The sequence below is a fragment of the Streptomyces sp. NBC_01288 genome (assembly GCF_035982055.1).
Taxonomy (GTDB): Bacteria; Actinomycetota; Actinomycetes; order Streptomycetales; family Streptomycetaceae; genus Streptomyces.
Genome location: NZ_CP108427.1, coordinates 10192024 through 10210397, shown reverse-complemented (window position 1 = coordinate 10210397; position 18374 = coordinate 10192024). Strand labels below are relative to the sequence as shown.

Here is an 18374-nt window from a genome sequence, read left to right as displayed (position 1 = left end):
GGGATCAACTCCGGCTCGGGTCATGGCAGATGTACACCCGTGGGGCTCCGCCTTCGTCGGGTACGGGGTCCCCGGCATCGGCGCGCACGCCCTCGCGGACGGTCTCGCCGGTGCGGGGGTCGATCACCCGGTACGGGAGCGGGACGTTGTCCGGGTCGGTGATGAACAGCGGGCCGCCCTCCTCGGCGTAGCAGAGGTACAGGACGCCGGGGACGGACAGGCCCCGGGGCGCCAGGGCGGAGCGCCAGTCGGGCCGCATGTCCGTCAGGGGGAGGCCGTCGAGGACGCGGGAGATCATCCCGACGTGGCGCGAGCCCTCGAAGTCCAGCGCCTCGCGCCAGCCGGCGTCCTCGGCCAGGAAGAACTCCTCGTGGCCGGGTTCGGCGGCGTGCAACCGCCACTGCCACAGGCTCGCCGCGCCGTAGACCACGCCCATCGTGCCGCCGGCGCACAGGTTGCTCCAGGCCTCGTGTCCCTGCCACCAGCCCGCGGCGCGGCCGGGTCGCCCGGTGTTCTCGTACGTCGGCTCGGCGTTGGCGACCGCCTTGGCGGGGGTGTTGCGCCACATGTCGGCGACGCGTTCCTGGACGTGCCCGCCCATGTGGCCGGTCTGGCACCACTGGAAGTGCAGCCAACTCTCGCTCTGGTGGGCGGAGTTGTCGGCGTGCGGCCGGTAGTGGATGCCGCAGGGCTGGCCGTAGTCGTCCCAGCGGCCGACCTCCGCACCGCCCGCCGCGATCTGCGGTTCGTGGCCCTCGCCGTCGGCGCCGACCAGATAGACGGTGGGACCGGCGCCGTAACGAGCCACCAGATAACGGCAGTAGCGCGCGTACTCCTGCGGCGGCACCACCGGACCCGCCACCCGCAGGCCCTTCCAGCCGAACCCGTGGAAGAGCGGCTGGAGTACGGGGACGATTCCGTGCTCGCGCAGGATACCGATCAGCCGGTCCACGTACTGGAAATAGGCCGGGTCGAGCACGTTGACGTGGCCAGTGGGCAGGTCCTCGAAGCCGACGTCGAACCCCTCGTCCACGGTGCGGTCGCGCGGTCCGCGCGCGTCCATGTCGGGCTGGACGCTCATCAGCAGGGCCGCGTTGAAGCCCTTGGCCCGCCGGTCGGCGGCGTACTCCGTGACCTGCTCCTCGGTGGCCCGCCAGGGCAGGGCCCAGGCGGTGTCACCGACCAGCAGCGCGGGTGTCCCGTCGGCGTGCACCAGGCTGCGTCCGCCGGGCGACATCCGCCAAAAGCCGTGCCGGTGGAAGGAGTTGCCGTCATCGACGGCGGGGCGTACGACGAATGTTCCGCCCTGACCCGACAGTCCTTCGTCCGCGACGGTACTGCCGCTGCGCCAGGTCCAGCGGCCGTCCGCCTCCGGGGAGGCGAACCGGACCTTCCAGACCCGGCCGCCGTCCCAGAAGGCGGGGCGGCGCAGGACAGTGCCGGACTCGTGGGTGAACTCGGCCCATACGTCGATGTCGGTGTACGGGTTGGCGTGGTCGCGGGCCCCGGTGAGGGTGATCTCGGTCTGCCGCCAGGGGGCGACCACCGGGTCCGCTTCCGGCCGTGTATCACTCATGAGTCGCCGACGGCGATGTCGGCGGCCAGCGGCAGGGTCGCCGAGGACGATCCGGCTTCCAGGGTGAAGGTCCCCGACTCGACCGCCCAGCCGCCCACTTCGGTGTCCCAGTGCTGGAACGCCCGCGCGTCCACGGTCACCGTCGCGACGGTCTCTTCGCCTGGTGCCGCCTCGACCACGGCGAACCCGGCGAGCCAGCGGAGCGGGCGTTCGACGGTGCCGCCGGGACGGCCGGCGTAGACCTGCACGACCTCCTTGCCGTGCCGGGTACCGCTGTTGCGTATCCGCACCTTTACCGTGAGGTCGGCACCGGACAGCGCCTCGCCGGGTGCGTCGATCGAGGCGTAGTCCCAGGTGGTGTAGCCGAGCCCGTGGCCGAAGGCGTATCGGGGCGGCTGGATTCCGGTGCGGCCGTCGCCCCGGTATCCGATGAACAGCCCCTCGTCGTAGGCGAGTACGCCGTCGATCGGCTCGGTGGCGGGCAGTCCCTGCTCGGTGGCGGGCCAGACGGTCGGCAGTCGGCCGCCCGGCTCCGCGACGCCCAGCAGGACATCGGCGAGCGCGTTGCCGAACTCCTGCCCCGGGAACCAGGCGAGCAGCACCGCCGCCACCTCCTCGGACCACGGAAGCAGCACCGGAGCACCGGAGTTGACCACCACGACGGTACGGGGGTTGGCCTCGGCGACCCGGCGGACGAGTTCGTCCTGCCGGCCGGGCAGCGCCAGGCTGTCGCGGTCGAAGCCCTCGCTCTCGACCTCTTCGGTGGTGCCGACCACGACCACGGCGACGTCGGCCTCGCGGGCGAGTGCCACGGCCCGCTCGATCTCCTCGTCGTCACTGCCGTGCGGGGGCTGGAGGTTGAGCTGGAACATGGTGACCGCGTCGCCGAGGGCGTCGTCCGACGAGTCGACGTCGTGGGTGACCATGTCGTGAGCGACCGTGTCGTGGGTGAGGACGACCTCGGTCTCCTCGCCCTCCGCCAGGTCGACGGTGTGGAGACGCTGCGGCGGAGTCATCAGACCCTCCACCAGGTCGGCGCCCGGCGGGAGTTGGAGGCGCGCGTCGAACACCTCGGCCCCCGCGACGGACAACCGGAAGCGTCCGATGCCCGAGCCGCCGATGGCGTACCGGCCGGCGTCGGCCGCACGGATCACGGTGCGCACCTCGACCCGGGCGACCTGACCGGTGGACACACCGGGGCCGTAGGACCCCATCCAGGTGTAGGCGCCCCCGGCACGACGCTCGGAGCCGAGCAGGGTTCCGTCCTCGGACAGGAAGTTCACCTGCACGCCCTCGCCGGAACCGTCGGGGTGGCGGAGGTAGGCAAGTGCCGCCGCGGGTACGCGGGTCTGCGGGGTGACGCCGACGCCGTGGGTGACCTCGACGCCGTCACCCAGGGCCGCGCGGATGCCGTCGAGCGGCGAGACGGTGTAGGGCGGGAAGACGGTCGCGCTGCCTCCGCCGAGGCTTCGGGCCACGGCGGCGTTGGGGCCGAGGACCGCGATCCGGTTCAACGTGGCTCGATCCAGAGGGAGTTGGGCGTTCTCGTTGCGGGCCAGCACGAATCCGGCGGCGGCGGTCTCGCGCAGCCTGGCCGCCACGGACTCGGCGTCATGGTGCGGCGGACGGGCTGTGGTGGGGATGTCGCTCAGCGCGCCGACGCGGGCGGCGAGGCGCAGCAGTCGTAGCACCTTGTCGTCGACGAGCGACTCGTCGACCTTGCCCTTGCCTACGGCGGCGACCAGCGCGTCGCCCCACGGACCGATCGGGCCGGGCATCACCAGGTCGAGAGCGGCGCGGGCAGACGGCTCGGTGGTGCGGGCGGCGAACCAGTCCGACATCACCAGTCCGTCGAAGTCCCAGTCGTCGTGCAGTACTTGGCGCAGCAGCGGGCTCTCGGTCATCGGGTGCCCGTTGACGCCGTTGTAGGCGGCCATCACGGCCCAGACCCCGCCCTCGCCGACGATGCGCTCGAACGGCGCCAAGTACAGCTCACGCAGGGCGCGTTCACCGATCCGCGCGTCGAGCGTCATGCGCTGGGTCTCGGAGTCGTTGCCGACGAAGTGCTTCACGGTGGCCGCGACACCGCCGCCCTGGACACCTCGGACGTAGGCGACTCCGATGCGGGCGGTGAGCAGCGGGTCCTCGCTGAAGCACTCGAAGTGCCGTCCGCCGTAAGGGGTTCGGTGCAGGTTCACGGTGGGGGCGAGGAGGACATCGACGCCCTTGGCGCGCGCCTCGTGGGCGAGCAGTCCACCGAGCCGTTCGATCAGGGACTCGTCCCAGGTGGCGGCCAGTGCGGTGGGCGAAGGCACGTTGGCAGAGGGGCTGCGCTCGTCCCACAACTCTCCGCGAACTCCGGCGGGTCCGTCCGAGACGACCAACCGGCGTAGTCCGACGGCCGGTTCGGGGTGGAGGGACCAGAAGTCGGCGCCGGTCAGCAGCCTCACCTTCTGCTCCAGGGTGAGCGCGCCGAGGCGCCTGGCGAGCTCGGCCTCGTCGGTGACGGAGGGGGTGGAGGGGGCGTCGGTGGTGGGCTGCCGGGTCACGGCGTCCTCCTCGGTGAGGGTGAAGGCGAATGTGCAGGTGCAGGTGCAGGTGTTGGTGTAGGTGAAGTGGGGTTGTCGGTGCGTTCGATGAGCAACCGGACGTCCCAGGGCCCGAGTTCGAGCGCGGTTCCGGCGGCGAGGGGCTCACCGGTGAACAGGTCGTGGACGTCCCCGGGCAGGCGGTAACCGACCGGTTCCCAGGCCCAGTTGTGGACGAAGCGCAGGGCGGCGCCGTCGGCGGTGGTGGCCGACGTACAGGTGACGGACGGCGGCCGGTCCTCGCGCCAGGCGTCGGAGGGGAGCGAGACCGTGCCGACCCAGTCGGCGAGGCTGCGCGAGAGTTCGCGGTCCGGGACGGTTCCGATGTACGTCACGCGGCCGGCGCCGTACTCGTGGGTGGTGACGGCGGCGAACTGGCCCAGGTGCGGATGGTCGTACCCGGCGAGGACGGTGGCACCCTCCGCGATCAGTCCATCCGCCCAGGCGGTGGCGTGCCCGTGCAGAGCGGGGCCGCTCATGTCCCCCGGTGTGACCGTGACCGGCGTCAGCACATTGGTGAACTCCTGATAGCGCACGCCCGCCGCGGGCCGCAGCACTCCAGGCATGACCGTGTGCCGGGCGACGGCCTCCTCGTCGGCGTAACCGGTGCGCGGGGTGAGGACGAGATGCCCGCCGGCTTCGGCGTACCGGCGCAGCAGGTCGAGCGTCGCGTCGTCCGCGATGTACAGCGCCGGGACGACCAGCACCGGCCACAGGTCCACCAACTCCTCCGGACTGGAGGGAAGTTGTTCCGGGGAAACGATGTCGACGGACAACCCGGCGTCGAACAGCCCCCGGTAGAAGGCGGCGACGATGCGGTCGTAGGACCGCGGATCGCCGAACCAGGCTGGGGTGTTGCCCCGGAGCGGTGCCATGAACTCCATGGCCCAGCGGCTGTCGGCGGACAGCAGCATCGCCACGTCACTGCGGGGCCGCAGGCCCTCGATCGCGGTACCGGCCTGCTTGAACTCCCCAGCGATTGCCGAGAGTTCGTCGTACGTCCGGCCGGGTTCCAGGCTGTGGCCGAGGATGCCGCCCCAGTAGGTCTCGGCGCCGTAGTGCAGGGAGTGCCAGTGCCAGTACTCGATCATCCTGGCGCCGCGCGCGACCATGCTCCACACGGCCTGGCGGGCCTGGCCGCGGTAGAGGGGGAAGTTGTCGGCGGAGCCGCCGATCGAGGTGGCGTTGGTCTCCATGACGAGGAAGGGTTCCTGGCGGATACCGCGTGCCATGTCGTTCTGGAGGTAGAGCCAGGCGGGTCCGGACCAGGCGACGAAGAACGGGTACAGGCCGCCCTCCGGCTCGTCGGGACCCGGCAGCGCCAGCCCGTCCTGCGTGGCGTAGTAGATGTTCGCCCCGGCGATGTCGAGGGGCCGGCCGATCGTCGCGATGTCCAGGCCCTGTTGGCCGAGGGCGACGCAGGTGGTGACGAAGTGGTGCTCAGGGACGAGGCCGCGGACCAACTCGGCGTGCCAGGTGATGTATTCCTGCGTCAGCTGCGATTGATAGCGGCGCCAGGCGAGGTCGTACGACGGGGTGGAGTTGCCGTCGGGGGTCCACAGGTCCGCCCAGTCCTGCAAGCGGTGGGACCAATAGGTGAGCCCCCAGCGGCGGTTGAGGGTCTCGACGTCGCCGTAGCGTTCGCGGAGGTGGTCGAGGAAGCCCTGGAACACCGAGTCGTTGTGGAAGATGCGTAGGCCGGGTTCGTTGTCGACCTGCCAGCCGATGACCGCCGGGTGGTCGGCGTAGCGCCCCACGATCTTGCGGACCAGCCGTTCGGCGAGATGCCGGAAGGCGGGGTGCGAGTAGTCCGCGTCCTGGCGCATGCCGTACGGGATGGGTTGCCCGGTGCCCGAACGGGCCGCCGTTTCGGGGTACTTGCGGCGCAGCCAGGGCGGGACGGCGTAGGTCGGGGTGCCGATGATCGCCTTGATGCCCCGGTCCTGGGCGGCGTCGAGCACCGGTTGCAGCCAGTCGAGTTCGAAGTGGCCTTCGCGGGGTTCCCAGGTCGACCAGACCGACTCGCCGACCCGGATGACGCTGAACCCGGCCTCGGCCATGAGATCGAGGTCCCGCGCGAGCCGCTCGTACGGCTGGTACTCGGTGTAGTACGCGGCTCCGAAGAGCATGCGTGGGGAGGAAGTGCCCATACGGTGCTGGTGGCTTTCTCTCGGTGCCGGTCGGCTGTCTCGGACGGGAGGACGGCTCAGTCCTCGCCCCGGTACCTGAACTGGCCGAAGGCGACGGTCCCTTCAGCGGCGTACATGCCGACGACTCGGCCGGTGAAGGACGCGGCGGTCTCGGCGGAGACGTAGCGGCCGTCGAGCGCCGCGAGTTCGACCGGTCCGGTGCCGGAGTCGACGGACAGGCGGACCACGTCCGGGCCGAGGGCGTCGAGACCCATGCCGCTGACCGGCTCGGTCTCGATCCGTACGGTCACCGGCCCTGCGGCAAGCGGCTGCTCCCAGGTCTGGCAGAGCCCGCCCACCCGAGCCCGGGCACGGGCGACACCGGCGCCCACCTCGATGTCGTAGTGATGGCGTTCGTCGATTCGCAGGCTCAGGCCGCCGACTCCCCCGGCGCTGTCCACGCGGACCGAGAAGGCGGCCGCCTGGTGCTGCTGGCGGCGCCCGACGAACCGTGGCCGCGGGTCGTCCATGGTGGAGCCGTCGGCCTGTACGACGAGGTGGCCCGGTCGTTCGGTGAGCGATGACCAGTCGGCGGCCGGTGTCCGTATGGAGAGCCACTCCGGGCCGAGTTGGGCGCCGGTGAAGTCGTCGTGGTGCTCAACCGGTGCGGTGGGCGCAGTGAGTTCAACTGGCTGCACCACCGGCCAGCCGTCAACCCATTCCAGCGTCGTGCTGAATGTCTCCCGGCCCATCGGAGAGAACGCCCTCGTCAGACCGCCGGGGCGCATCCCCAGCAGGAACAGCGCCCAGCCGCCGTCGGGAGTGCGGACGAGGTCGGCGTGGCCGGTGTTCTGGACCGGGCGGGCGGTGCTGCGGGCGCTGAGCACCGGGTTGGCCGGGCCGCCTTCGAAGGGGCCGTCAGGGCGGGTGCCGCGGGCGATGCTCACGGAGTGCCCGCGCTCGGTGCCGCCCTCGGCGATCAGGAGGTACCAGGTGCCGTCGATCTCGTAGAGGTGCGGTGCCTCGGGGAACATGAGGCCCGTGCCCGACCACAACGACCGGGGTTCTTCGAGGGCTTGGCCCGTCTCCAGGTCCATGCGGACCTGCTGGATGCCGAGGTGCTCGCCGGCGTGGTCGCCGTCGAGCTGGAGTCCCGAGTAGGTGACGAAGCAGGTGCCGTCGGTGTCCCACGCGAGGTCCGGGTCGATGCCCGGCACACCCTGCATGACGATGCCGTCGGACCAGGGTCCCTCGGCCTGTTCGGCGGTGAAGATGAGACTGCCGCGTCCCATCGCGTCGGTGACGACCAGCCAGAAGCGTCCGTCGTGGAACCTGATGGTGGGCGCCCAGGCACCGCCGAGCGTGGGGACCTTCTCCACCGCCAACTGCCCCGGCCGGGTTACCACGTTGCCGATCTGCTCCCACCGCACCAGGTCGCGGCTGTGGAACAGCGGTACACCGGGGAGGTACTCGAAGCTGGAGCACGCGAGGTAGTAGTCGTCGCCGACGCGGGTGATGCTGGGGTCCGGGTGGAAGCCGGGGAGGACGGGGTTGGGCAGGGTCATGCTCGGTCTCCCGACGTCGGGGCGGTCGTGGATACGGCTGTGGAGGCGCCCGGGGACGCGGCTGAGGCGTCGGCCAACCGGCGCCGCTCGGCCCGGCGTTCCGCCTGCCGCTCCGGGTCCGGCACGGGGGCGGCCAGCAACAGGCGTTGCGTATAAGGGTGTTGGGGCGCGGTGGTGACGGTGGCCGCGTCGCCGGTCTCGATGATCTCTCCGCCGCGCATGACCGCCACCCGATGGCTGATGTGCCGGACCACGGAGAGGTCGTGGGTGACGAAGAGGTAGGCGACGCCGGTGCGTTCCTGGATCTCGACGAACAGGTCCAGTACCCGGGCCTGGGTCGACAGGTCCAGTGCGCTGACCGGTTCGTCGCAGACGATGACGCGCGGGTCCCGGGACAACGCCCGTGCGATGGCGATGCGTTGGCGCTGTCCGCCGGAGAACTCGCGCGGCAGCCGCTCCCCCGCGTCGGCGGGCAGCCGTACGTGGTCGAGCAGGTCCCGCACCCGCTTCTCGGCCTCCGTCCGAGGGGTTCCCGCGACGCGCAGCGGTTCGCTGAGGATGTCGTTCACGGTCATCGCCGGGTTGAGGGAGGTGTACGGGTCCTGGAACACCACCTGGATGTCGCTGCTCAGCGCCCGGCGTTCCCTCGCGCCGAGACCCGAGATGACCTTGCCGTCGTAGCGGACGGTGCCGGAGGCGATCGGAGCCAGCCCGAGGACGGCCCGGCCCAGCGTGGTCTTGCCCGATCCCGACTCGCCGACCAGTCCGAGGGTCTCGCCCGCGCCGATGGCGATCGACACGCCCTTCAGCACCCGGAACGGCGGCTTGCGCCAGCCTTTCGCCGGGTACTCAACGACCAACTCGTCGGCGACCAGCAGGGGTTCGATCGGGAGTTCCTTGTTCGGCGTACCGTTCATGGTTCCGTTTTTGGTCCCGTTCAATGTCCCGGTCATGCCGGACCCTCCTGACGTCCGGTGTGCGTGGTGCCCGCGCTGTTCGTGATGCCTGCGGTGTCCGTGGCTCCCGCGACGCTCGCCGACACGGTGCGGTTCAGGCTCAGCGCGGACCGCGGCTCGGCGTCCTCCAACGTGGAGGACAGGAGCATGCGGGTGTACGGGTGTTGCGGAGCGGCGAACAACTCCGCCACGGGTGCGGACTCGACGACCGTGCCGGTCTGCATGACCGTCACGCGGTCGCAGATGTCGGCCACCACGCCGAAGTCGTGGGTCACCAGGATCACGCCCATGTTCCGCTCGCGCTGAAGGGACCGCATCAGGTCGAGCACCTCGGCCTGCACGGTCACGTCGAGGGCGGTGGTCGGCTCGTCGGCGATCAGCAGGTCCGGTTCGCAGGACACGGCGCCGGCGATGAGGACGCGTTGCGCCATACCGCCGGAGATCTGGTGCGGGTAGGAGCGGAAGACCCGTTCGGGGTCGGAGATGCCGACGCGTTCCAGCAGGCCGAGGGTCTTCGCCTTCGCCTCGGCCGCGGACAGGCCGAGGTGTCGGCGTACCGGTTCGACCAGTTGGGCGCCGATACGGAAGGAGGGGTCGAGGTTGGACATCGGTTCCTGCGGGACGTAGGCGATCCGGTGGCCGCGGTAGCGGTTCATCGCGGCGCGGCCGAGCCGTCCCAGTTCCGTGCCGTCGAACTCCAGCCGCGCGGTGGCGACTTGGGCCTCCCGGGGTAGCAACCCGAGGACGGCGAAGGCTGTTTGGCTCTTGCCCGAACCCGACTCCCCCACCAGTCCGAGGACTTCGCCCCGGCGGACCGTCAGGGAGACGCCGTCGACGACGGTCTTCTCGCCCTGGGCCGTCGGGTAGGAGACGGTCAGGCCTTCCAGGACGAGCAGGGCTTCGTCCGTCTCACCCGCCTCAACTGTGACGGGCGGTGCCTTCTTGTCCGCGGTCGGCTTACGGGTCGTAGCGCCACGCGACTTCTTCCGCCCGCCCGTCGCGCTCCCGTCCAGCGCGTCCCGCAGGGCGTTGCCCAGCAGGCCGAACGTGGCGACGGTCACGGCGAGCGCCACTCCGGGCCAGACCATCAGGACCGGCTTCGTGTAGATGTTGCCGAAGGCGTCGTTGAGCATGGAGCCCCAGCTCGCCTGCGTCGCCGAGCCCAGGCCGAGGAATTCGAGCCCGGACTGGATGACGATGCCGAGGCCGAGCATCTGGGCGGCCTGGATGATGGTCGGCGCCTGCACGACGGGCAGGATGTGCCGGCGGATGATCCGGGCGTCCGTCAGACCGGACACCCGTGCCGCGTCGACGTACAGCTCCTCGCGCACGGAGATCACCGAGGCGCGGATCAGCCGGAAGACGCCCGGTGACATCAGCAGGCCGAAGACCGCCATGGCGAGGTAGGTGTTCTGGCCCACCGCGGACATCACGACGAGGAGCACGATGATCGCGGGTACGGCCATCAGCAGGTTGGAGACCCAACTGCTCACCGCGTCGAACCACTTGCGGTAGTAGCCGGCCACCAGACCGGCGGGCACGCCGATCGCCACGGCGACGGCCACCGCGAGCAGCGCGCCGAGCAGGCTGGTCCGGCCGCCGTAGAGGAGTCGGGCCAGGACGTCGCGGCCGACGCCGTCGCCGCCCAGCGGGTGTGTGCCGCTGATCGGGGCGAGGCTGTCGGTCAGTGAGGTGTGGGCCGGGTCCTGGCTGGTCAGCAGGGGTGCGAAGAGGCTGGCCAGGGAGATGAGGGCGAGCAGCACCAGGCAGGTCACGGCCACCGGGTCGCGCAGCAGTCGGCGCAGGAGTCCGGTCCGTCCCTGCGCGGCTACGGCCGTGGCGACCGCGCCCGCCGGCTCTTCGGACTGGGGAAGCGTCATCCGACACGCACCTTCGGGTTGAGCCAGCCGTACGCGAGGTCCATCAGGATGTTGACCACCACGACGAGGGCGACCATGACCACGACGACGCCCATGACCACCGGGGTGTCGCCCTGCGAGCCGGCGCTCGTCGCCTGGCTGCCGATCCCGTTGAGGCCGAAGACCTTCTCGACCACCACCGCGCCACCGACCAGGCCGATGAACTGGAGGGCCAGCACGGTCAGCGCGGCCGGGGCGGCGTTGCGCAGGGCGTGCCGGAACAACAGGCTCCGCTCGCTGATGCCACGGCTGCGCAGGGTGCGGACGTAGTCGGCGCGCAGGACGTCGACCATGGAACCGCGCACCTGTTGGGCGGTGGCGGCGATCGCTCCGACGGAGAGCGACAACGCGGGGAGGGTGATCGACCGGAGCCAGCCACCCGCCGAGTCCGCCAGCGGCACGTAGCCGGTCGCGGGCAGCCAGCCCAGGTCGACGCCGATCACGACGGCGAACACCAGGGCGACCAGGAAGCTGGGTACGGCGAACCCCAACACCGCGAGCAGTTGCACCACTTGGTCCAGGGCGCCCCGGCGGACCGCGGCGGCCACGCCCAGCACCGTGCTCAGTACGGCCGACACCAAGAGCGCGGCCAGCACGATCGACAGGGTCACCGGCAGTTTGTTCTCCAGCGAACTCGTCACGGACTCGCCGCTGAACCACGAGCTGCCGAGGTTGCCGTGCACCGCGTCCGCGAGCCAGTGGCCGTAGCGGACCACGAAGGGCTGGTCGAGCCCGAGTTCGGCGGACTTGGCGGTCACCTGCTGCTGGGTGGCGGTCTGCCCGACGATCTGGCGGACCGGGTCGGAGCCGGTGAGGCCCATCAGCGCGAAGGTCGTGGTCGCGATGACCAGGACCAGGACCAGCCCGGCGACGATGCGCCGGACCAAGAAAACGATCATCTGTCTCTCCACCTTGCCTCTCCCTGACCGGAGTTCATCGGCGGCCGGGCGGAAGCCGTGTCACGGCTCCCGCCCGGTCCGACTCCCGGTCAGCCAGCGGGCTTGAAGTTGTAGATCGGCGGGACGGCGGCGAACGTCTGCGGCGTGAAGGTGACGTTCTTGGTCGTGGCGTAGGTGTTCTCCACGGAGTCCCAGGGCGCGTTCCACGCCTGGTCGACGAGGTACGTGTTGAGCTGCTTGAACAGCGCGTCCTGGGCGGCACCGGTCGCGGACTGCGCCTTGGTGATGAGGTCGGTGACCTTCGGGTCCGAGCTGTGCAGCGGGTTCCACAGCGCGCTCTTTCCCACCTCGATCTGGATGGTGTCCCAGGGGCGGAAGGAGGCCAACGTCATGTACGACAGCGGGTACTTGCCCGCGAGAAGGGCGCTGATGAACTGCGTGACCGGGATCTTGTCGACCTTGACCTTGATCCCGATGTCCTCCAACTGCTGCACCATGGCGGCCTGTTGGTCCGGGAAGACCGACGACACGTCCGGGACGGTGACCGAGAAACCGTTCGGGTAGCCGGCCTCGGCCAGCAGCTGCTTGGCCTTGGCGGGGTCGTAGGTGTACTTGGAGTCGAGCGAGCTGTCGAAGGCCGAGCCGCCCGGGTTGAAGATCTGGGTCGTCGCCTTGCCCAGTCCCTGCTTGGCCGTCTTGACGATCGTGGAGCGGTCGAAGGCGTAGTTCAGGGCCTGGCGGACCCGGACGTCGCCGAGCGCCTTGACGATCTTCCCTTCGCGGTCCCAGATGTAGACGCCCTCGACGTCACCGGAGGTGTACTTGGTGACGTTCAGCCCGCTGCTCTTGGCCGGCGCGACGTTCTTGGCACTGGCCAGTAGCGCGCCGTTGACCTGCCCGGAGCGCAGCGCGTTGAGCACGGCGGTCGGGTCGGTCAGCGGCTTGAGGACGATCTTGTCGAAGGGGAAGGCGGCCTTGTTCCAGTAGCCCTGGTTGCGCACGAAGGTGTACGTACTGCCGTCCGTGGTCGCGGACTTGTCCAGGGTGTACGGCCCCGAGCCCACCGGGGTGGTCTTGATCGTGCCCGCGGCGATGGCCTTGGGGCTGGCGATCATGCCGGCCACGTTGCCGAGGTTCGGGACGAGGGAGGGGTCGGGCACCGAGAGCCTGATCTCGACCGTGGTGGCGTTGACGACGTCGACGCCGGTGATGCCCTTGAGCTGGCCCGCGGCCTCGCTGGTGCCCTTCTCGGTGTGCAACAGGTTGGTCTTGACCGCCGTCGCGTCCAGGGCGGTGCCGTCGGTGAACTTGACGCCGGTGCGCAGGGTCATCGTGAGGACCGTACGGGCCGCGTTGTACGACCACTTGGTGGCCAGGTTGGGCTTGACCTCGGCCGTCGGGGACAGCCGGAGCAGCGAGTCGTATACGGGCTGGTAGTACTGCGTGTTGTTGCCGAGACCGGCGTCGGCCAGATCCCATGGCTGGGCCGCGACCAGGGGGGCCAGGGTGAGGGTGCCGCCGGTGGCCGCCTTGCCCGAACCGGATCCCGATCCCGAGCCGCACGCGGCCGCGGACAACATCAGGACAGCCGATACGGCGGTCAGCGCGATTCTTCGCATGGGTGCTCCGCTGGTGAGTGGTTGACCGGACGGCATCGCACGGCGAGCCGCCCTCAAGGGCCTCGGAGGGAGTGGGACACCAGGTCCTGACGCGGCCTGGACCGTTCTTGGCGGTCAGCCGTTCCTGGCGGAAGGGGGCTATATGTCCACCGTTTTTCGGTGGGTCCGAAATCAGCCACTGATACGTACAAGTGAAACGTATGCGTAACGTAGCCCCGCGCTTGGAGGACCACAAGGGCCGTGCAGCAGCTTTTTGGAAAGGGGGATTCCGGACGAACGGCGACGGACGGTGGAGCCATGGGGCACGGGGAACCGGGAGCAGGGCGCGCGAGGAGTCTGCGCTGTTGCACGCCGGGAGCCGGGCCTACCCGCAGTCGGCCGAAGACCTCCTGGTCACACCGGCCAGGGTCAGGCGGACTCGCGGACGACCAGCGTCAGTGGGGTCACCTGGGGTACCGGTGGCTGGGATTGGCCGGTCACGCCGTTGACGATCATGCGGGCGATACGGCCCACGGCGACGTCGAGGTTGTTGTCGATCGTCGTCAGCGGCGGTACCGCGAACGGCGCCAGCTTGTCGTTGTCGACGCCGATCACGGCCAGGTCGCCGGGGGCGGCGAGGCCCACCCGGCGCATCCCCGCGAGGAGGGCGAAGGCCGTCTCGTCGTTGTAGGCGCACACCCCCGTGACGGCGGGCACGGCCGCGTGCCACTGCTCGGCCGCCGCGGCGGCCGCCGAGATGTCGAGGGGCACGTCCAGCACGACCGGCGGTTCGAGACCGCACTCCTTGCAGGCGGTACGGGCGCCGTCGAGCCGCAGGTCCAGGAAGTCCCGGAGCCGGGGGTCCCCGGGGGCCGCGTAGCCGATGCGCGTGTGTCCCGTCGCCGCGAGCCGCTCGACCTGCATCGCGCCGATCAGGGTCTGGGGCACGGTCAGGACACCCGGGGCGACCGCGGGGCCCATCCCGGCGCTGACCACGTGGATGCCGGCCGCCCGCATGCTGGCCATGTCGTCGGCGCCGACATCGAAGGCCGTCATCACGGCCGCCGGCATCAGCTCGCGCCACAGCGACTTGAGGGGGGCGTGCCGCTCGCGTCGGGTGACGAGGTTCAGACCGTGCCGTTCCAGTTCGTCGCCGAGCAGTTCGACCAGGGCGGTCAGCGTGCCGCCGACGGGAACGTCCGGGAGGAACAGCAGCACGAGATCGCTGCGGCCCAGGCGCAGGGCGCGTGCGGCGGCCGACGGTTCGTAGCCCAGCTTGGCCACCGCGTCGAGCACTTTGCGCCGGGTCTGGTCGGAGATCTTCTGGTGCGACACGTCGTTCAGCACATAGCTGACCGTGGTCTGCGAGACCCCCGCCTCCTTGGCGACGTCGGTCGCCGTCACGCGGCCGGTCCTGCGCGCCATGGGAGTCTCCTGGGGAAGGTCTCGGGCAGTCCTGATTGCGGAGCGATTGCGGGGCGTCGACTGAGCGGCGAACTCTACTGAATCGTAACAGTGGGCATGCGGGATGTCCGATACTCCGGACACCCCGGACCGTGAAAATCCGGTGCGCACCACGCGCCGGCCGACGTCGGGCTCACCCCCTGTTGTCGATGCTCCAGGCCCACATCTTCCCCGTGGCGATGCGCTTGAGGAGGGTGTTGAAGTCGGCCTTGACGGCTTCCGGTGTCTTCTCCGGCGGGAACAAGGGCTTGATGGGCTGGCGCTCCAGGGGCAGGTCCTGGGCGAGGCGGGCCTTGTAGTCGTTGTACACCGCCGCGATGTCCTTGCGGATCGTCTCGCCCTCGCTGTTGCCCAGGAGCGGCATACCGCGCTTGCGGTCGTCGTTCGTCGCGGCGATCGACGCGACGTCCATGAGGAAGCAGTCGATCAGGTCGGTGACGTCCTGCTCCCTGGCGCCGTCCTCCTTGTTGCGCACGTCCCGCAGCAGCAGGTCCGCCATCTCCAGGGTGACGTCGCGGTAGACGGTGTACCGCGGGCTTCCGGGGATGACGCCGAGCACGTGGTCGGCCTGCTGGGCGGTGTCGGAGTTCATCGACGCGAATCCGTCGGGAACGTCCTTCCCCTCAAGACCCGGCACCGGGTACGGCATGCCCCGGAAGTTCTCCTCCTCCTCGTTCATGTTGGGGGCGGCCTGCGCCATCGGATGCATGCCGAACTCATGGCACAGCATGCCCACGATGTAGCCGATGTCGTAGTTCTCCAGGTAGTAGGAGGCCAGCGTGACGAAGACGCCCTCGGCCCCCTTGTCGACCACGTTCGCCGGCGCCTCCAACACCCGCTTCTCCAGCGTGATCCGGCAACTCCGGTCACCGAGAAAGGACTTGACCTTGGAGTTGGAGGCCAGAAGTTCCAGAATCCGCGTGGCCTTCCCCTGCGATTCCGGGTACTTGAGCGACACGTTGGTGAACGAGATGTTCCCGTGCGACAACTTGCTCCGCTGAACCACCGCCCTCTGCACGGCCGCAGCGGGATCGGCCGCCCGCCCGGCCCAGGAGTGACCCCCTTCGCCGAGCATCCGCACGACCCCGGCGTTGCCCGCCTTGCCCTGGAGCGACAGCAACTCGTGCGGCGGCGCAACGGAGTTGACGGGACTGACTGCGGGGCTGACTGCGGGGCCGCTCACCGAGGCACGCCGGGCTCCGGCATCCTTCGGGCGGACTTCGTCTCGGGCGCGCACGTGCTCACTTCCTGGCCGGCCTGACATCGCGATCATCGCTGTCTAACCGCAGGCCGGACGCCCCCACCAGGTCCTCCGGGGCAATGATTCACGCCGAAGATCCACTCCAACTGCCCGTAGGGGCACAGAGGTCCAAGGAGGATTCCGGGGTGTTCAAGGGGTGCGCCGCGCGAATCTGGCACGGGCGTCGTCATGCGCGCCGCGCAACAACTCCACGACCAACTCCCCCGTCCTCTCACCGGGATTGACGACACAGATCCAGCCGAGCGCCCCGTACACCGGGTGCGGCAGCACGGTGTCGGTCGCCGCGAAGTCGTGGGACAGGTCGAGACCGGGTGGCAGCGACTCCCCCGTGAGTTCGCGGAACGCCGAGCGGCCGACATGGATGTTCACGCGCCAACGCCCCGAAGGGTCAAGGTCGGACACGGTGTCGTCGGAATAGTTCTTGGTGACGACGGTGCCGTACGGCTGGACGTTCTGCGGGAGTTGGCCGTCGGGGGCGTAGTAGAAGAAGGCGTCTCCCCAGGCGAGTTCGGGAAACGCACTGCCCGGTTCCGGTACGAGCACGAAGGAGCCGGTGAGGTCTCGTACGGTCGCGATGATCTGTTCCATACTCATGGTTCAAGCATGACCTTCAAGTGCTTATGTGGGGTTGGGCGATGAGTGAACCGGAGGGCGGTCCGAAACAGGAGACGCTCAGGACCGCCGATGCCGCGCGGGAGTCGGGGTATTCGGTGCAACAGGTGCGCGACCTGGAGCGGCTGGGAGTCATCCCTCCGGCGGCCCGGTCGAGCAATGGATACCGTTCCTACGCACCGCTGCATGTCCACGCCCTCCGCGCCTATCGAGGCATCGCCGGTGCTGTAGGACCGGTCGTAGCGCGGCAGTTGCTCGCGGAACTGCGCACGAGGACGATCACGGAGGCGGCCTCGGCGATCAACGAGGTCCATGTGCGGCTCGCGCGGGAACGCGAAGAAGCTTTGCGCGCCCAACATGCCTTGCGCACGATCCAAGCCGAGGCGGACACACCGGAGTTCGAGCAGGACGTCGAGCAGGACAGCGACGCGATGACGATCACCGAACTCTCCAGAGCACTCGGCGTCCGCTCTTCGACCCTGTGCTTCTGGGAACAGGAGGGACTCGTCACCCCTGAGCGCGTGACCTCCGTCCAGGCCCGCCGCTACGACCTCTCCGCCATCAGGACGGCCCGTATCGTCGCGGCCCTCCGTAGCACCGGTTACGGCATTCCGGCGGTGCGCGAGATCGTGGGGTCCCTGCATCAGCTGGACGGCGCGGAAGAGGCCCACCGCGTCCTGCGCGCACGTCTCGACGGGATCGCGCTACGGACCGTGGGACTGCTCCGAGCCGGGGCGGACCTGGCAGCCGTCCTCACCGACCCTCGCTGCGCCCGAACCTGACGTAGGCGAAGAGGCCGAAGACGTTCCCGAAGGCGCAGATCGCGAGCCAGATCTGGGGCGGGAACCGTTGGGTGCGGGGGTGGCGTGCGATGTCGAGCATGCAGAGGACCGCGGGGAGGATCGCGATGAGCGGCACGATCGCGACCCACGGTGTGGGTGGCGGTGAACCGAGGGAGTCGGCGAACACGGGAAGCAGCCCCGGTGTCATGGCGTGTCGGGGGCGAGGATGAAGATGCCGGCGACCTTCTCGTCCGTGTCGAACGCGACGCGGGCCTTCATGTCGCCGGCCTCGTAGGTCAGCGGGATGTCGACGACCGTGTGGTCGCCGATGCGGCGGACGAACGGCTCGCCCTCGCCGTAGCCCTCGAACTCCCCGACGAGCCCGGTGACGGTGGCCAGGCCGTCGCCTCGGACCTTGTCGGTGAAGGCCTCCAGCACCTGCGCGTTGAAGGACTGCCTGGCCTCGTCCATGCGCCCTTCGAGAACGGCCGTGACGATCGCGATCGCTCGCTCCGCCGCGTCGGCCATGCGCACCGTCTTGTCCATGGGTTCTCCCGTGCGGGGATCAATGGGTTTGCCGAACCGCTGGAAGGCGGCCTGGCGGGTGACTCCGAGCAAGTCCCCGAGCTCCTGCCAGGTGTGACCGGCGTCGCGGCTCTGCTGCACACACAGCCTGAGCACCTGTTCCGCCAGGCCGTCGACGTCCCTCGCCCGCCGGACCAGGTCCAGGTACGCGGGTGATGCCAGCGGACTGCCCAGCGCCCGCGCCAGGACCGCGGCCCGCTCGGCCAGCAGGTCACTCAGGGCAGCGAGAGTCTGAGGGGAATCGGCCACACGTAAAGGATGCCTTTACACGTCGACCACGTCAAGGATTCCTTTACGGCTTCGGCCCGGTGTCCGGACAGCCCCCGCCCCAGGACACTCCCCACCGAATTCCCGTGCCGGCACGGTCAGTTCACGGTCAAGAACCTTGACAGGTGATTGGTCTAGTCCAAATATGGTCGCTGTTCGTCCCGGTCAGGGGC

General features: G+C 69.8%; 14 protein-coding genes. 1 reads left to right on the top strand and 13 read right to left on the bottom strand.

The genetic code is table 11. The features are described from left to right. Positions 1-4 precede the first annotated feature (4 nt). From OG194_RS45985 to OG194_RS45935, 11 genes are all read right to left on the bottom strand, one after another. Positions 5-1576: an apiosidase-like domain-containing protein gene (locus tag OG194_RS45985; RefSeq protein WP_327406684.1), complete on the bottom strand. Its 1572-nt coding sequence runs from the start codon at positions 1574-1576 to the stop codon at positions 5-7. Next, positions 1573-4125 carry a beta-glucosidase family protein gene (locus tag OG194_RS45980; RefSeq protein WP_327406683.1) on the bottom strand — a complete coding sequence of 851 codons (2553 nt, stop codon included), beginning with the start codon at positions 4123-4125 and terminating at the stop codon, positions 1573-1575. Before OG194_RS45980 ends, OG194_RS45985 begins: the two co-directional genes overlap by 4 nt. Further along, positions 4122-6314 carry a beta-galactosidase gene (locus tag OG194_RS45975; RefSeq protein WP_327406682.1) on the bottom strand — a complete coding sequence of 731 codons (2193 nt, stop codon included), beginning with the start codon at positions 6312-6314 and terminating at the stop codon, positions 4122-4124. The genes OG194_RS45980 and OG194_RS45975 overlap by 4 nt, the downstream gene beginning before the upstream one ends. A gap of 56 nt (positions 6315-6370) precedes the next feature. Beyond that, positions 6371-7858 carry a glycoside hydrolase family 43 protein gene (locus OG194_RS45970; RefSeq protein WP_327406681.1) on the bottom strand — a complete coding sequence of 496 codons (1488 nt, stop codon included), beginning with the start codon at positions 7856-7858 and terminating at the stop codon, positions 6371-6373. Continuing rightward, a complete protein-coding gene (locus OG194_RS45965; protein WP_327406680.1) occupies positions 7855-8775 on the bottom strand; it encodes an ATP-binding cassette domain-containing protein in 921 nt (306 codons plus the stop codon). The genes OG194_RS45970 and OG194_RS45965 overlap by 4 nt, the downstream gene beginning before the upstream one ends. Before the next feature lie 32 nt (positions 8776-8807). Beyond that, positions 8808-10694: a dipeptide/oligopeptide/nickel ABC transporter permease/ATP-binding protein gene (locus OG194_RS45960; protein ID WP_327406679.1), complete on the bottom strand. Its 1887-nt coding sequence runs from the start codon at positions 10692-10694 to the stop codon at positions 8808-8810. After that, the gene (locus OG194_RS45955; protein WP_327406678.1) at positions 10691-11632 is read right to left on the bottom strand and encodes an ABC transporter permease; all 942 of its coding nucleotides are present in this window, start codon (positions 11630-11632) and stop codon (positions 10691-10693) included. Before OG194_RS45955 ends, OG194_RS45960 begins: the two co-directional genes overlap by 4 nt. Positions 11633-11721: 89 nt before the next feature. Further along, a complete protein-coding gene (locus tag OG194_RS45950; RefSeq protein WP_327406677.1) occupies positions 11722-13251 on the bottom strand; it encodes an ABC transporter substrate-binding protein in 1530 nt (509 codons plus the stop codon). A 408-nt stretch (positions 13252-13659) separates the two neighbouring features. Then, positions 13660-14655, bottom strand: coding sequence for a LacI family DNA-binding transcriptional regulator (locus tag OG194_RS45945; RefSeq protein WP_327406676.1), 996 nt, complete (start codon positions 14653-14655; stop codon positions 13660-13662). 172 nt (positions 14656-14827) lie between these two features. Continuing rightward, a complete protein-coding gene (locus OG194_RS45940) occupies positions 14828-15877 on the bottom strand; it encodes a hypothetical protein (protein WP_327406675.1) in 1050 nt (349 codons plus the stop codon). A 207-nt stretch (positions 15878-16084) separates the two neighbouring features. Continuing rightward, the gene (locus OG194_RS45935; protein ID WP_327407416.1) at positions 16085-16543 is read right to left on the bottom strand and encodes a DUF6194 family protein; all 459 of its coding nucleotides are present in this window, start codon (positions 16541-16543) and stop codon (positions 16085-16087) included. Between the two features lie 47 nt (positions 16544-16590). Between OG194_RS45935 and OG194_RS45930 the strand changes: the two genes are divergently transcribed. Beyond that, positions 16591-17349, top strand: coding sequence for a MerR family transcriptional regulator (locus OG194_RS45930; RefSeq protein ID WP_327406674.1), 759 nt, complete (start codon positions 16591-16593; stop codon positions 17347-17349). Here the strand turns inward: OG194_RS45930 and OG194_RS45925 are convergent. Then, a complete protein-coding gene (locus OG194_RS45925) occupies positions 17321-17557 on the bottom strand; it encodes a PLDc N-terminal domain-containing protein (protein WP_327406673.1) in 237 nt (78 codons plus the stop codon). The two genes, OG194_RS45930 and OG194_RS45925, sit on opposite strands and share 29 nt — an antisense overlap. Next, positions 17554-18183, bottom strand: a complete 630-nt coding sequence (locus OG194_RS45920; RefSeq protein WP_327406672.1) for a DUF3887 domain-containing protein — start codon at positions 18181-18183, stop codon at positions 17554-17556. The genes OG194_RS45925 and OG194_RS45920 overlap by 4 nt, the downstream gene beginning before the upstream one ends. Positions 18184-18374 lie beyond the last annotated feature (191 nt).

What these genes read in the sequence shown, in the direction of transcription:
- OG194_RS45935 (WP_327407416.1), bottom strand. Translation starts at nt 16,543, where the DNA reads ATGGAACAGATCATCGCGACCGTACGAGACCTCACCGGCTCCTTCGTG.
- OG194_RS45950 (WP_327406677.1), bottom strand. Translation starts at nt 13,251, where the DNA reads ATGCGAAGAATCGCGCTGACCGCCGTATCGGCTGTCCTGATGTTGTCC.
- OG194_RS45970 (WP_327406681.1), bottom strand. Translation starts at nt 7,858, where the DNA reads ATGACCCTGCCCAACCCCGTCCTCCCCGGCTTCCACCCGGACCCCAGC.
- OG194_RS45960 (WP_327406679.1), bottom strand. Translation starts at nt 10,694, where the DNA reads ATGACGCTTCCCCAGTCCGAAGAGCCGGCGGGCGCGGTCGCCACGGCC.
- OG194_RS45985 (WP_327406684.1), bottom strand. Translation starts at nt 1,576, where the DNA reads ATGAGTGATACACGGCCGGAAGCGGACCCGGTGGTCGCCCCCTGGCGG.
- OG194_RS45930 (WP_327406674.1), top strand. Translation starts at nt 16,591, where the DNA reads ATGAGTGAACCGGAGGGCGGTCCGAAACAGGAGACGCTCAGGACCGCC.
- OG194_RS45955 (WP_327406678.1), bottom strand. Translation starts at nt 11,632, where the DNA reads ATGATCGTTTTCTTGGTCCGGCGCATCGTCGCCGGGCTGGTCCTGGTC.
- OG194_RS45945 (WP_327406676.1), bottom strand. Translation starts at nt 14,655, where the DNA reads ATGGCGCGCAGGACCGGCCGCGTGACGGCGACCGACGTCGCCAAGGAG.
- OG194_RS45975 (WP_327406682.1), bottom strand. Translation starts at nt 6,314, where the DNA reads ATGGGCACTTCCTCCCCACGCATGCTCTTCGGAGCCGCGTACTACACC.
- OG194_RS45965 (WP_327406680.1), bottom strand. Translation starts at nt 8,775, where the DNA reads ATGAACGGTACGCCGAACAAGGAACTCCCGATCGAACCCCTGCTGGTC.
- OG194_RS45925 (WP_327406673.1), bottom strand. Translation starts at nt 17,557, where the DNA reads ATGACACCGGGGCTGCTTCCCGTGTTCGCCGACTCCCTCGGTTCACCG.